Below are 11,295 nucleotides of genomic sequence, written 5' to 3' on the forward strand. Positions count from 1 at the left end.
TTTTTTCACCATTTGTGAAAAAAACGATTAAGGAGGAAAAAATGGGATTCAAACTGGTTGATCTGGTTGACCCGGATACAATGGATAAACTCGAAGAATCTTATGAAAAACTGAATGAGTCGCACATTCCTGAAGGTTTTACCGTCCATCAGGTGGAAGAACTTGAGGAAAGAAAAGAAGAAAAAATGCACCAGCTCTATTCGTCACCACTTGGGCTCTTCAACCAGAATAAGGAGAAAATCTGTCCAAAAAACAGACTTGGAAAGTGGATATCAACACTTCTGGCTTTAAGCAACGGCAACGGAAAAGAAGCATGGCAAAAAGCAGTTCACCTTACAATACTCAATGTCCCTGTTTACTTTGAAAGACATATTGAACCACCACAGGAGGAAGCATCGTTTAAACTCCAGCCAGGAAAGAAAATAAAAGTCCCGGCTTTTCTGAAAAGACTCTCCAATAAAAAAGTAAAAGACGCAGCCAAACTGGCCGCCTTTGCAGGAGTGAAAATTAAATATGACAAAAAAATAGAAAACGTAAAACTTGAATGTCTGTGTAAATTTTCAAATCATGCCTTATACCCCATAAACTTCCTACATGCAGCAAAAAGAGACAGAATCGCCAACCAGACCTACAAGAAAGTCGCAGACTGGTATGAGAAGCTACCAGAAGAGGATAAACAGTTCTTCCTTGAAAGCTATATCAAACAGGATGGTATCCCCATCAATTTTACACCCAGAGAGCTTACCTTTGAAAAATCAGCTGATCCATTAGCTGAAAGGCTTAAGGGCCTCAAATACTGGGAAAGAAATGGAAAGGTAATATTCGACGGTGAAGTATGGCACACACCCAGAAAGGAAGCTGTCTCTTATCTGGGAAATACCATTAAATATGACCCACATAAAGTCATAAATGAGAGAAAACAAACTCTCAGGAATACCCTGAGAAAAACCTTCCTGCCGGTGAAAAATATTCCTCAGAGAATACTATTCTATGGTTTTTTTCTTAAAGCAGGCAGAAAAATAATACCCGCCGGTATCTTCACCTCACAGTTCAATAAAGAAATGCTCTATGAAAGCGAACAAGTGAAAAGCATATTTCAGAAAAAGAAAGAAGAAATAAAGGCAAAACAAACCGAAAAACAACAGCAATTCAACACTTACTACAACAGGGCACTTAAAGCTCTAAAAGCCAAAGACTGGACTGCGTTCTGGAAAACTCTGAAGGCTACCACTAACAACCTTGAGAAAACCGCCTATTATAAGGCAAAAAAGGACATTGCAGATGAGGCAAGATAAAAATGAGTAGAAAAATTTACTACGAGGGATGGATAATAGCAGACTACGAGGATAAAGAATTCCTGGAAAAACTTGGCATTAGACTGGGTAAGTACAATGAAGAAACTACTTCATTTGAAAATTGCGAAGTCTCACTGGAAGCTCTTGAAAAGTTAGACCCTTATTGGGGACGGTTTTATTGGGGGCTGTGGCCATCAGAGAGCTCTGTCTCAAGCTAAACCCTTGAAGTTTCCCATTTTAACTCTGTCAAAACGCCAAAAAAACAGGAGGAAGACATGTTCAAAGAAAAACAAACGGTACTCAAAAACAATATCTGTCCAAAGTGCAAAACAAGAGGGAGTTTGCACTTCCAGGAGAGTTTTCAAGGAACAGTTGAAAACCCCATAAATAAAAATGGAACCATTAACTCTAAGCCTGATGGATGGAAGTTCTCAATTGAAAAAAGTTGAAAACCCCATAAATAAAAATGGAACCATTAACTTTAAGGTAAAGTTCCTTGATGGAGAAGCAGAAGATAAGAGAGTTGTTTGCAATAAATGTGGCTTTTCGGCCCATGTAGAAGTTGATGAAGATGAAAGACCAGTAATTCTGGAGCCATAAGGGAGATAAAAATGGAAGAAAGAAAAAACTACATAACAATGAAGCCTCTACCAAAAGGTTTACTAATAGCCTCAGCAGTAGCACTGGCAGTCTCAACAGAGGTTATCCTGGTTAACTCAACTAAAACATCGCCTGAAAATGCAAAACCAGCACCACAGGCCAACATAACAAAACCCGAAATCCTTGAGACAGCCTACAAACTGGCCATAGCAAATGCCAAACCTTATATTCCCGAAACCATAATCAAAAACATAGTGAATACAGCTTACAAAACTGACAACCCCCTTCTCTTACTTGCCCTGATTACCGAGGAAAGCCACTTTGACATCTTTGCAAAGAGCAGGCAGGGAGCAGCTGGCTGTGCCCAGATAGTTCCCAAAGTGTGGGAAAAGGAACTAAAAAAAGCAGGACTTCTTAAAGGATATAGAGACTACTTTGATCCTGAAAAGTCCGTCCTTATGGCAGACTACATCATCACCAGGCTTATCAAAAAACAAGGCGACGTAAAAAAGGCACTGATGAGCTATCAGTGCGGAAATAGATATAAGGGCAGAAAATGTGAAAAATACGCTGAGGCAGTCCTTGCAAGATATGGGGAGTACGTTATTGCAGCGAAATTATTGCAGGACAATAAAGGCAAACGCCATGTAGAAATAGCACAATAACTATTTCCCCCTCTTTATGAAAAAAATTAAAAGGGGGCAAAAATGAGTAGGTTCAAAGATGTAAAGTTTATGTCAGCAAAAGAAAAAGAGAGAGTGGTTGAGGACTTCAGGCGCTTTCTCAAAAGTAATTTTGATAGAAAATACTTCACAAAGAGGCTTTATGAGCACCTTCATTTACATTGTTCCTTCATTGCCCACTACGATATAGATGGCTTTTACGCTACCTACTTTGACGAACCCGAGATGAGCATTGAATTCCTTAACCAGTTCTTAACGGGAGAAAGCACGGAGCTTAAGGGCACGTGGTGGCTCAGTGGAGATTACGCTGATGTAAATAAGGCTATGTGTGAAGTGGCCAGGAAAATTGCTAAAAAAGGTCTTATTGCTTCCCTTAGAAACAAACAATACAGGATAGATATGCCACGTGCACAGGCACTAATTGAAAAACACGGCAATAACAAGGACAAAATGGTAATGCAAATTATTGAGGCATCTGTCAGGGAAGCATATGATGAAACAGAGGAAGGTGCAATGCTTTTTGCTACCGGGTTGGTGGAAAAGCTAAAAAACGCAGGATGTCTTCTCTAAACACAGATTTTTTAGCTAAGCTCCATGAAAAGATAAGAAACCAGAGAAATGATTTTTCCCATAAACTAAGCAAGAAAATAATAAGCGATAACCAAGCGGTAGTTGTAGAAAGTTTAAACATCAAAGGTATGGTTAAAAACCATCGCCTTGCAAAGTGCATTTCAGATTCAGGATGGTATAAGTTTATAAACATGCTGGAATACAAGGCAAAGTTTTATGACAGAAGGCTTATTAAAGTAAAACCATTTTATCCATCATCTAAGCTATGTCATGTGTGTGGATACAAAAATAGGTTTTTAACTTTATCTGACAGGAAGTGAACTTGCCCAATTTGTGGGAAAACACACGATAGAGATGTTAATGCTGCATTGAATCTACTTAAAGTAGCAGTAGGGATGGACCGTCCCGACCTTATGCCCGCTGAGGAAACAGCCTCTGCCTGCGGGTAAGCTGTCTCCAATGAAGCGGGAAGCTCCTCATTTCAATGAGGAGAGGAGGTCACATGATATTAAGCGACTACAGGAAAATATATGCATTCAAAGGAGAAAACATGAGGGCAACCAAGATTGAGTGGGTAACAAATCCTGATGGTACAAGGGGTGATACATGGAACCCCATAATAGGGTGCAGGAATAACTGCCCCTACTGCTATGCCAGAAAGATAGCTACACGGTTTACCGGCACAAAAATGTACCCAAATGGTTTTTCCCCGACATTTTTCCCTGAAAGACTACGCATTCCCTACAAAAAGAAGAAACCATGCATGTTCTTTGTTTGTTCCATGGGAGAAATGTTTGGCAATCCATATCCCTGGCTTACCCAGGTATTTAAAGTTATTGAGGAAACCCCCCAGCATACTTTCGTAATCCTTACAAAAAATATCATTGATAGCGAAATCTGGTTTCTCAATCAAACGCTAGCCTGTTATCCCAATGTCTGGTTTGGAGTGAGTGTTGATGGAATCTACACACCCAGAATTTATGGTGGCAGTGGGAAACTCAAGCCAGATTACTACCTCTGGCTGAAACACGCAATCAGTGTACTCAGGAAGGTAAAAAGGTCAGGTAGGATTGGAAAGGCGATTGTCTCTTTTGAACCACTACTTGCCCCAATACCTTCTAATGCACTATCTGACCTTGCAGAGTTCTGTGACTGGTTCATCATTGGTGCTCAGACGAATCCGAACAGGCAGCCAGGTAAGCAGTGGGTAGAGTCTATTGTGAAAATAGCAAGAGTCTGCAATATCCCTGTTTTTATTAAAGATAACCTTGAATGGCCTGAGAAAATACAGCAATTGCCCACTTAGCTTTTTGCCAAAGAACAGAAACTATTTCCCTGGTTATGAAAAAAGAAACTGAAGGGAAATAAACCTGAGACTCTAATTTGTATTTTCCAGCATTTTTGAAATGGAAACGTGCCTTGAAGAACTTTATAAAAAAATTTTGGACAAGGTAAATAACCAGTCCAGAAAGGAGAAAAAGATGCATAAAAAAAAGATGTATCAAAAGGAAAACTTTAAAAGACTTGTGCTGTCCTATGCTGCAGAACTCTTTGAGGATTGCAGCGAGGAAATGGCAGAAAGGGCTCTTCGGGCCCACGCAAAGGAGTGGGGCGGATGTATTTCCTGCGTGCATTCCAGGAGGCATCCAGATGTTACACCTCAAGAAAAAGACTTTTGGCTTCGACGGACATGCGTGCTGGGTTTGAAGCAGGGAACATGTGGAAATCATGTCCCCTTCCCAGAAACAGAAGAAGAAGTATAATTAGATTGCAAGTTTACGCTGGTGTAGCTCAATAGGCAGAGCGGCTGATTCGTAATCAGCAGATTGTGGGTTCAAGTCCCTCCGCCAGCTCCAGAGGTAAAAAACGAATGTAAATCACAAAAAGGTTTATCGGATTTGGAAACCTGCCCGACGGCAGGCGGGGAAGAGGGATTTAATAGATATGGTTTCTTTAAGAGCAAAAGACGGCATAAGAAAAGGAAAGTTTCTTTTACACCTACTGTTGCCAATTATGCAGGAGAGATCTGGGGTATTGATTTTATTCATGATAGCCTTGAAAATGGAAGGGCTTTTAGAGTGTTCAATGTAATAGATGTTTATTCCAGGAAGGCATTTGAGCCTGTAGTTGACTTTAGACTTTAGTATTAGTGGTAAAGTTGTATCTGGGCATCTTGAGAAACTTTTTAGACTATACGGGCCTCCCAAAATGATAAGACGTGACGATGGGCCTGAATTTAAATCAAAACATTTCAAGGCACTTATACATAGATGGAATATAGAAGAGGAAGTGATACCACCTGGACAGCCATTTAATAATGGTCATATGGAAAGCTTTCACAAGCTTTTGCGCCTTGAATGCTTGAATAGAGAGATATTTAGTGATATTTTTGAGGCAAGGGAAAAGATAAATAACTGGATAGAGAACCACAACACTTGCAGATTACACAGTGCACTTGGATATAAAACACCAGAGAAAATATGGGAAAAAGGCAGAGAATAAAAGATTCTTTAACACTAACAGTGTCCAAAATTTGGGAGCATCCCAGTACAGACTAACACCATCATTAGAATACTATTTAGTTTACTTAAATTGCAAAATGAGATTTGGGAGGATAAGCCTGTTAGAAATTTTTAATTTTACACAAATAAGGAAACACTGCCATGAAAATAACAAGGAAAGACATCCGTCAAATTGTAATTAGTTTTATAGTTGTTATAACTATTATAATTATTTCAGGTGAAGCATGGTTAGATCAAAAAAGAGAAAATTTATTAAAGTTTGAGCAACAAGTTACTAAAGAAAAGATAGAACTTGAAGCAACTAAACAACAACTTAAAGAGAAAAAAAAGAAGATTGAAAATTTAAAAGAAATGTTAAGAAAAAAAGAAAGAAGATTAAACGAGAAAAAAAAGAAGCTTGCTTCCGAAAAATTATTAAATTTTTACATTTTAACGTATATATCTAAATATGGAGATATTGACATCCACAAAGAATGCCTCTCAAATAAGAAATATATGGAAAGATATAGAAAAGCGAAAGCATTATTGGACATTATAGAGGCAAAGGCTAAGGAACTTGGAAAAAAAGATATCCTTGAGAAATTTATTTGGCCAAGACGAAATTGTATTCATACATTAAGCGTAAGATGTAAGAATTGTCGCTAACAATTGGGCGCACTTGACTGCCACTCCGCTACTGCCTGAAGAACCTGAGACACATATCTCAGGGATCTGGCACGTGGCAACCACAAGTGTTTGTTCCATTCATGGGTTACCCATGCCGGGGTGGCCTTCACCCTGTCCCCATAGCCAGGGGTGTTTTTAATAAGAAGAAATGTCTGGGTCCGATTGGAGGCTACCATTCCTCATCTCACGGCCGGTTTATCCCTGCCTCCAGGTTCCCCGGCAGGTAGGCTAAAAAACTTGGCTACGTAAGCAGTAGGGTTTTAGAGGGGGTTTCTTTTCCACTGACTTTTATTCACTTTATATTTGACCCGGTAGCAAGACAGATTGAAAAGGATTTCCCAGATATTAAAAGAATTTCTGTTTATGTTGAACCTTCCTATGACGATTACAGCCGTGTAGTTATAGTTACGGAAAATAAAGTTCTCTATCAAGACTGTATGAAAGCATGGCATCTTGTATTTTCCAGCATTTTTGAAATGAAAACGTACCTTAAAGACCACCCCATGCCAGAGGACCCAGCATACTCAAAAGAAGAACTGATAGATGATATTACAAAAAGCTCAGGGTTTTATTGCTTACCAAATGACACAAAAGAAGAAACACGAGAGTATGTAGCAGAACTCTTAAATGCCTTAATATAATAAAAAACTGGATGGTTTCTCCGTGCTAGATCAACTCCAGAAACATATAGGATACCAGTTCAAAAACAAAGATCTCCTCAAACAAGCCCTGACCCACCGCTCATATGCTCATGAAAAGAAAGTTAAGGACAATGAAAGGCTTGAGTTTTTGGGAGATGCAGTATTAGAACTGGTGGTTAGGGACTACCTCTTTCACAAATATCCAGATCTGAATGAAGGTTGCCTCTCTCAATTTAAGGAATTTCTGGTGGGAGAAGGTACTTTAGCTGAGATAGCCAGGTTTTTAGAGTTAGGCAAGTATTTATATCTGGGTAAAGGAGAGATTCAAGCACATGGTGAAGAGAAAACATCCATCTTAGCCGATGCTGTTGAGGCCATAATCGGTGCCATTTACCTGGACAGTAATTTTCTGACAGCTTCACAGGTAGTAAAGCAGTTTTTTCTACCATGGTTAGATAAAATAAAATTTAATGCCAATAGTGATTACAAAACACTTTTGCAAAACTGGTTACAGCAGGATTATCATATTTTACCTCGTTATCATATTTTAAAGACATCGGGTCCTGACCATGACAAAGAATTTGAAGTAGGAGTTTACATCCAGGGAAAACTATGGGCCATAGGAAAGGGTAAATCTAGAAAGGCTGCGGAACAAATGGCTGCTAAAATGGTTCTAAAAAAACTAAGAAGTGTAAAAAAGGAGAAAAAAACATGCGCATCTTTAAAAATGTCAAAGAGTTCTACAAGAATAGGAAAAGAGAAACCTCAGGGGAATTAGATTTTGGATGCTGGTGGATGTCCAGAATAGCACCTGGACATACCTTTAGAATCTCATGGATAGAGAATACAGGAGAGTTTTACGCGATAGACCTTATGACTAATGAGATCTACCTCTTTGATATTACCTGCAATACCAGGGAGGAGGCAGAGGCTCATATGGAAGGATGGGCAGAGATACTGGCAAAGAAAAGGTATATTGAGAAGTATTTTCCAGAGATAATTAGTCTAAGTTAATAAAGCCCAGCGTTTACACCAACCCCTTCTCTCTTAAAATTCCCTTTGCTTCCTGACCACTGATTCTAAGGTATACAGCAGTAGTCGTCAAAGCCGAATGTCCCAATAAATCCTGCACAATCGTTACCGGCACTCCTGCTCTTAACAACTCAATTGCTCTTGTGTGCCTGAGTATGTGAGGATGGGCCAGGTCTTTTGGTATATCTGCTTCTTTTGCCCTTTCGTAAAACACCCGCCTGAAGTTGCCCTGGTCAAGCTTAAACACCCTTCCCCTCTGCTCAGGAAACTCAGCCAGATAGGTTGCAATCTCAGAAATCACACTGGCAGGAACAGGAATAATTCTGGTGCTGTTTCTTCTCCTGGAATTATGTCGTTTGAGAGTAACCAGCTTGATCTCCCCATTCCTGAAATCTATATCTGTTCTATCGTCTATACCTAGCACCTCTCCTATCCTTGCACCAGTAAACCTGAGCACCAGGAAGGTCAGCCAGTACCTCCCCCGTATTCTTCCTTTTGCTTTTGTAGGACTTTTATCATACCATTCCTGAAAAACCTGAACCAGAGCATTGGTCTGAATCTCTGTCAGATACTGAATCGGCTTGGTACCTACCAGCGGTAAGGTTTGATACGGAGTTATAGCCATTATATTACACGATTATTTTAAAAGATTTAGTGTAAAAATATCACAAAGAACTGTCGTTTGTCAATACTTTTATAAGGATTCTTTGAGTAAAAATTTATTTTTTACACGGAAATTTGGATTTTCGTGTAAAATTTTATATGGAAGTCGTTTACGCTCTCTGGATTTGGTCTAAGTACAACATGGATCCAAAATCCTCTGTGTCCTTTGCGGTGAACGCCTACAAAAATACAATGCAATATAAAGAAAATTATTTACAGATTTTAATGATCATGATCTTTTGCATCTTTAGAAAAATATGCAAGCAGGGTTAAAGTATAAAAGAAAATGAAGATAGAAATTTTAGCAACCGAATCTCTGGGTGTAAGAGGAATTTGCTGTTTTGTAAAAACAAAAAAGAGGAAAATACTAATTGATCCCGGTATTGCTTTGGGATATAAGAAAACGGGACTTTTACCCCAAAATTTTTTATATTGTAAGTGAAATTGACAATAAAAACATAATAATTTATTATTTTATTAATCATTTAATAATTAAAAGGAGTCAAACATGGCTACTAAAATACTGACAATAGCGGTTTCAGAGGAAATTTGGAAGAAAATTAAACAAATCGCGGCTTTACAGGGAAAAAGTATATCAGCCTTGATGAGAGAGCAAATAGAAAAATTTTTAGGGGAAGAAAATAGATATACAGAGGTTCATGAAAGGATTGCAAAGATAGCCAAGGAGAACAGGGGTAAGTTAGAAAAGTGGGAAAGAAAAGAGCTTTACGATGTATAAAGCTTTTTTTGATACTAATATTTTAGCCTATGAATTTGATAAGAGTGAACATAGAAAACAGGCTTTAGTAGTAGATTTGATTAATGAATGGAGACCTTCGGGTCGGATGATAATCTCGACTCAGGTACTTCAAGAACTTTATGTAGTTTTAATACAAAAGCTTAAACCTGCTTTAAAAGAAGAAATAGCTGAAGAGATTATCCGAAATTATAGTAAACTTGATGTAGTGATTATCGATCCGTCTTTAATTTTAAGTGGAATAGGTATAAAAAGAAAATATAAAATTTCTTTTTGGGATGCATTGATAGTGGCAGCAGCTCAAAGAGCAGGATGTAAAATCCTTTTTACAGAAGATCTTTCTCACGGGATGAAAATAGCAGGTATAGAAATAGTTAATCCATTTTTTAAATTCGCTGTTTTGTAGTCTCCTCTCTTGTTATTTTGAAATTCTTCCCTGATCCCTAATTCTGATCTTAATCTATCCAGACAATAAGGCCTCTGGAATACATCTCAATAGCTAATTTCTCTAATACTTGAGAGTTATTCCTGAAAAAAGCCGCCAGCTTTGAACAAAAGGACTTTTCTGTATTTCTTGGCTTTAAGGCTTATATACACAAATTTTGCCCTCAGCTGTTTTTATATGAAATGGCTCATAGCCATTGTCAAATTTATCCATCATAACTAGGCCACTTTTTTACAGGAATTATAAGACATCACCTTGTTTTAAATGAGGTTACAAAGACCTCTATAGCTATCTAGGGAGTTCCCAATGTGTGCTGTAGAGGTAGCAGACATATTCCGGCAATATGGGCATGTTTATAGAAGGTCTCATGAGATGCCACTTAATCAGCTACGTGCCATGCGTGCCATTGAAGTGTGCTGAACTGCAGAGCTTGGAGGTCATGTAGAACAGTGTGATACCTGCGGGGCTATAAGGATATCTCACAACTCATGTCGAAATTGACACTGTCCAAAGTGTCAGTTCTTGAGGAAAGAGAAATGGCTTGAGAAAAGGAAAGAAGACCTCCTTCCAGTGCAGTACTTCCATGTTGTCTTTACCATACCTGATAAAATCAATCCCCTTGCCTTAAGGAATCAAAGGGTCATTTACAATATCCTTTTTCGTTCAGTTGCTGAAACCCTTACCGAGCTCAGCAGGGATCAAAAGCACCTGGGTGCACAAATTGGTTTTATAGGTATCTTGCACACATGGGGACAGAATCTCATGGATCATCCACATATTCACTGCATCGTTACCGGTGGGGGATTATCACCTGATGGAGATAAATGGGTTTCTTGCAGAAAGGGGTTTTTTCTTTCTGTAAGGGTCATGTTCCGATTGTTCAGGGGTAAGTTCCTGGATTATCTTAGAAAAAGCTATGACTCCCAAGAACTCATATTCCCAGGTAATATCAGTCATTTGCAAGAGTCAGAAGCATTCAAAGAGTTCTTGAAAGGGTTTTACAGCCAGGAATGGGCAGATTTTTGCTTCATGTATTGCCTGATAGGTTTGTAAAAATCAGATATTATGGTCTTTTGGGTAATAGAAATCGCAAAGCCATGCTGAGTAAATGTCGCAAATTTCTAGGAGTTATTACTGTTAAGGTAACTAATAGAGATGTATCTGAAACATGGCAGGAATTCTTACTCAGGGTCTGTGGGATAAACCTTATGAGATGCCCTTTCTATGGTAAAGGCAAAATGGTCAGAAAAACAGTCCTTCTGCCAGAAAGGTACAAAGAGCCTCCATAGATTAAGGTAATTATGATACACTTAGAACTTACCTGTACCTTCAGAAAGGTTATCCCAAATAGCCACCCTACTGGTTCGTCCAAATGCCACTTTTGGTGTGCAATTTTATTTAAAAGCCGGCACTCCCACCTA

At 38.7% G+C, this 11,295-nt stretch carries 17 protein-coding genes, 1 tRNA gene and 2 pseudogenes; 19 read left to right on the forward strand and 1 reads right to left on the reverse strand.

Annotated features, from left to right (window positions below; genetic code table 11):
- Positions 1 to 14 precede the first annotated feature (14 nt).
- The 16 genes and pseudogenes from HS1_RS04565 to HS1_RS04640 all read left to right on the forward strand — a co-directional run bounded on the left by HS1_RS04565 (position 15) and on the right by HS1_RS04640 (position 7,991).
- Positions 15 to 1,295 (forward strand): hypothetical protein, encoded by a 1,281-nt coding sequence (locus tag HS1_RS04565; RefSeq protein ID WP_156469383.1) that lies wholly within the window; start codon positions 15 to 17, stop codon positions 1,293 to 1,295.
- A 2-nt stretch (positions 1,296 to 1,297) separates the two neighbouring features.
- On the forward strand, positions 1,298 to 1,513 hold the full coding sequence (locus HS1_RS04570) for a hypothetical protein (protein ID WP_066061568.1): 216 nt from the start codon (positions 1,298 to 1,300) through the stop codon (positions 1,511 to 1,513).
- Between the two features lie 57 nt (positions 1,514 to 1,570).
- Complete coding sequence (locus tag HS1_RS13040; RefSeq protein ID WP_156469384.1) at positions 1,571 to 1,744, forward strand: hypothetical protein; 174 nt, start codon at positions 1,571 to 1,573, stop codon at positions 1,742 to 1,744.
- Entirely contained in the window at positions 1,731 to 1,895 is a 165-nt protein-coding gene (locus HS1_RS13045) for a hypothetical protein (protein WP_156469385.1), read from the forward strand. Before HS1_RS13040 ends, HS1_RS13045 begins: the two co-directional genes overlap by 14 nt.
- An 11-nt stretch (positions 1,896 to 1,906) precedes the next feature.
- On the forward strand, positions 1,907 to 2,560 hold the full coding sequence (locus HS1_RS04575; protein WP_066061570.1) for a lytic transglycosylase domain-containing protein: 654 nt from the start codon (positions 1,907 to 1,909) through the stop codon (positions 2,558 to 2,560).
- Positions 2,561 to 2,602: 42 nt separating this feature from the next.
- Positions 2,603 to 3,148 carry a hypothetical protein gene (locus HS1_RS04580; RefSeq protein ID WP_066061572.1) on the forward strand — a complete coding sequence of 182 codons (546 nt, stop codon included), beginning with the start codon at positions 2,603 to 2,605 and terminating at the stop codon, positions 3,146 to 3,148.
- A pseudogene (locus HS1_RS04585) lies at positions 3,136 to 3,597 on the forward strand (RNA-guided endonuclease TnpB family protein). The gene HS1_RS04580 and the pseudogene HS1_RS04585 overlap by 13 nt, the downstream one beginning before the upstream one ends.
- A gap of 53 nt (positions 3,598 to 3,650) precedes the next feature.
- Entirely contained in the window at positions 3,651 to 4,454 is an 804-nt protein-coding gene (locus HS1_RS04590) for a DUF5131 family protein (RefSeq protein WP_066061578.1), read from the forward strand.
- Positions 4,455 to 4,629: 175 nt separating this feature from the next.
- The gene (locus HS1_RS04600) at positions 4,630 to 4,911 is read left to right on the forward strand and encodes a hypothetical protein (protein WP_066061584.1); all 282 of its coding nucleotides are present in this window, start codon (positions 4,630 to 4,632) and stop codon (positions 4,909 to 4,911) included.
- A gap of 17 nt (positions 4,912 to 4,928) precedes the next feature.
- Positions 4,929 to 5,004: transfer RNA gene (locus HS1_RS04605), tRNA-Thr, on the forward strand.
- Positions 4,975 to 5,292, forward strand: coding sequence for a hypothetical protein (locus tag HS1_RS04610; RefSeq protein ID WP_082757611.1), 318 nt, complete (start codon positions 4,975 to 4,977; stop codon positions 5,290 to 5,292). Before HS1_RS04605 ends, HS1_RS04610 begins: the two co-directional genes overlap by 30 nt.
- A 64-nt stretch (positions 5,293 to 5,356) precedes the next feature.
- Positions 5,357 to 5,650: an integrase core domain-containing protein gene (locus tag HS1_RS04615; RefSeq protein WP_245670025.1), complete on the forward strand. Its 294-nt coding sequence runs from the start codon at positions 5,357 to 5,359 to the stop codon at positions 5,648 to 5,650.
- A gap of 161 nt (positions 5,651 to 5,811) precedes the next feature.
- Positions 5,812 to 6,315, forward strand: coding sequence for a hypothetical protein (locus HS1_RS04620; RefSeq protein ID WP_066061593.1), 504 nt, complete (start codon positions 5,812 to 5,814; stop codon positions 6,313 to 6,315).
- Between the two features lie 497 nt (positions 6,316 to 6,812).
- Positions 6,813 to 6,977 (forward strand): hypothetical protein, encoded by a 165-nt coding sequence (locus HS1_RS04630; RefSeq protein ID WP_156469386.1) that lies wholly within the window; start codon positions 6,813 to 6,815, stop codon positions 6,975 to 6,977.
- A gap of 22 nt (positions 6,978 to 6,999) precedes the next feature.
- Positions 7,000 to 7,755 carry a ribonuclease III gene (gene rnc / locus HS1_RS04635; RefSeq protein WP_066061602.1) on the forward strand — a complete coding sequence of 252 codons (756 nt, stop codon included), beginning with the start codon at positions 7,000 to 7,002 and terminating at the stop codon, positions 7,753 to 7,755.
- Positions 7,756 to 7,772: 17 nt separating this feature from the next.
- Positions 7,773 to 7,991 carry a hypothetical protein gene (locus tag HS1_RS04640; protein WP_066061604.1) on the forward strand — a complete coding sequence of 73 codons (219 nt, stop codon included), beginning with the start codon at positions 7,773 to 7,775 and terminating at the stop codon, positions 7,989 to 7,991.
- A gap of 13 nt (positions 7,992 to 8,004) precedes the next feature.
- On the opposite strand, the gene HS1_RS04645 is transcribed toward HS1_RS04640, so the two are convergent.
- Positions 8,005 to 8,634, reverse strand: coding sequence for a tyrosine-type recombinase/integrase (locus HS1_RS04645; protein WP_066061607.1), 630 nt, complete (start codon positions 8,632 to 8,634; stop codon positions 8,005 to 8,007).
- A 546-nt stretch (positions 8,635 to 9,180) separates the two neighbouring features.
- Between HS1_RS04645 and HS1_RS04650 the strand changes: the two genes are divergently transcribed.
- The 3 genes and pseudogenes from HS1_RS04650 (at position 9,181) to HS1_RS12790 (ending at position 11,163) form a co-directional block, all read left to right on the forward strand.
- Positions 9,181 to 9,411, forward strand: a complete 231-nt coding sequence (locus HS1_RS04650) for a DUF6364 family protein (RefSeq protein WP_066060513.1) — start codon at positions 9,181 to 9,183, stop codon at positions 9,409 to 9,411.
- Entirely contained in the window at positions 9,404 to 9,835 is a 432-nt protein-coding gene (locus HS1_RS04655; RefSeq protein WP_066061610.1) for a PIN domain-containing protein, read from the forward strand. Before HS1_RS04650 ends, HS1_RS04655 begins: the two co-directional genes overlap by 8 nt.
- Before the next feature lie 345 nt (positions 9,836 to 10,180).
- Positions 10,181 to 11,163, forward strand: a pseudogene (locus HS1_RS12790) (IS91 family transposase).
- Positions 11,164 to 11,295: the final 132 nt, after the last annotated feature.

Source organism: Candidatus Desulfofervidus auxilii (assembly GCF_001577525.1).
GTDB classification, from domain to species: domain Bacteria; phylum Desulfobacterota; class Desulfofervidia; order Desulfofervidales; family Desulfofervidaceae; genus Desulfofervidus; species Desulfofervidus auxilii.

What these genes read in the sequence shown, in the direction of transcription:
- HS1_RS04600 (WP_066061584.1), top strand. Translation starts at nt 4,630, where the DNA reads ATGCATAAAAAAAAGATGTATCAAAAGGAAAACTTTAAAAGACTTGTG.
- HS1_RS04570 (WP_066061568.1), top strand. Translation starts at nt 1,298, where the DNA reads ATGAGTAGAAAAATTTACTACGAGGGATGGATAATAGCAGACTACGAG.
- HS1_RS04645 (WP_066061607.1), bottom strand. Translation starts at nt 8,634, where the DNA reads ATGGCTATAACTCCGTATCAAACCTTACCGCTGGTAGGTACCAAGCCG.
- HS1_RS04630 (WP_156469386.1), top strand. Translation starts at nt 6,813, where the DNA reads ATGAAAACGTACCTTAAAGACCACCCCATGCCAGAGGACCCAGCATAC.
- HS1_RS04575 (WP_066061570.1), top strand. Translation starts at nt 1,907, where the DNA reads ATGGAAGAAAGAAAAAACTACATAACAATGAAGCCTCTACCAAAAGGT.
- HS1_RS13040 (WP_156469384.1), top strand. Translation starts at nt 1,571, where the DNA reads ATGTTCAAAGAAAAACAAACGGTACTCAAAAACAATATCTGTCCAAAG.
- HS1_RS04655 (WP_066061610.1), top strand. Translation starts at nt 9,404, where the DNA reads ATGTATAAAGCTTTTTTTGATACTAATATTTTAGCCTATGAATTTGAT.
- HS1_RS04615 (WP_245670025.1), top strand. Translation starts at nt 5,357, where the DNA reads ATGATAAGACGTGACGATGGGCCTGAATTTAAATCAAAACATTTCAAG.
- HS1_RS04650 (WP_066060513.1), top strand. Translation starts at nt 9,181, where the DNA reads ATGGCTACTAAAATACTGACAATAGCGGTTTCAGAGGAAATTTGGAAG.
- HS1_RS04580 (WP_066061572.1), top strand. Translation starts at nt 2,603, where the DNA reads ATGAGTAGGTTCAAAGATGTAAAGTTTATGTCAGCAAAAGAAAAAGAG.
- HS1_RS04640 (WP_066061604.1), top strand. Translation starts at nt 7,773, where the DNA reads ATGTCCAGAATAGCACCTGGACATACCTTTAGAATCTCATGGATAGAG.
- HS1_RS04620 (WP_066061593.1), top strand. Translation starts at nt 5,812, where the DNA reads ATGAAAATAACAAGGAAAGACATCCGTCAAATTGTAATTAGTTTTATA.
- HS1_RS04590 (WP_066061578.1), top strand. Translation starts at nt 3,651, where the DNA reads ATGATATTAAGCGACTACAGGAAAATATATGCATTCAAAGGAGAAAAC.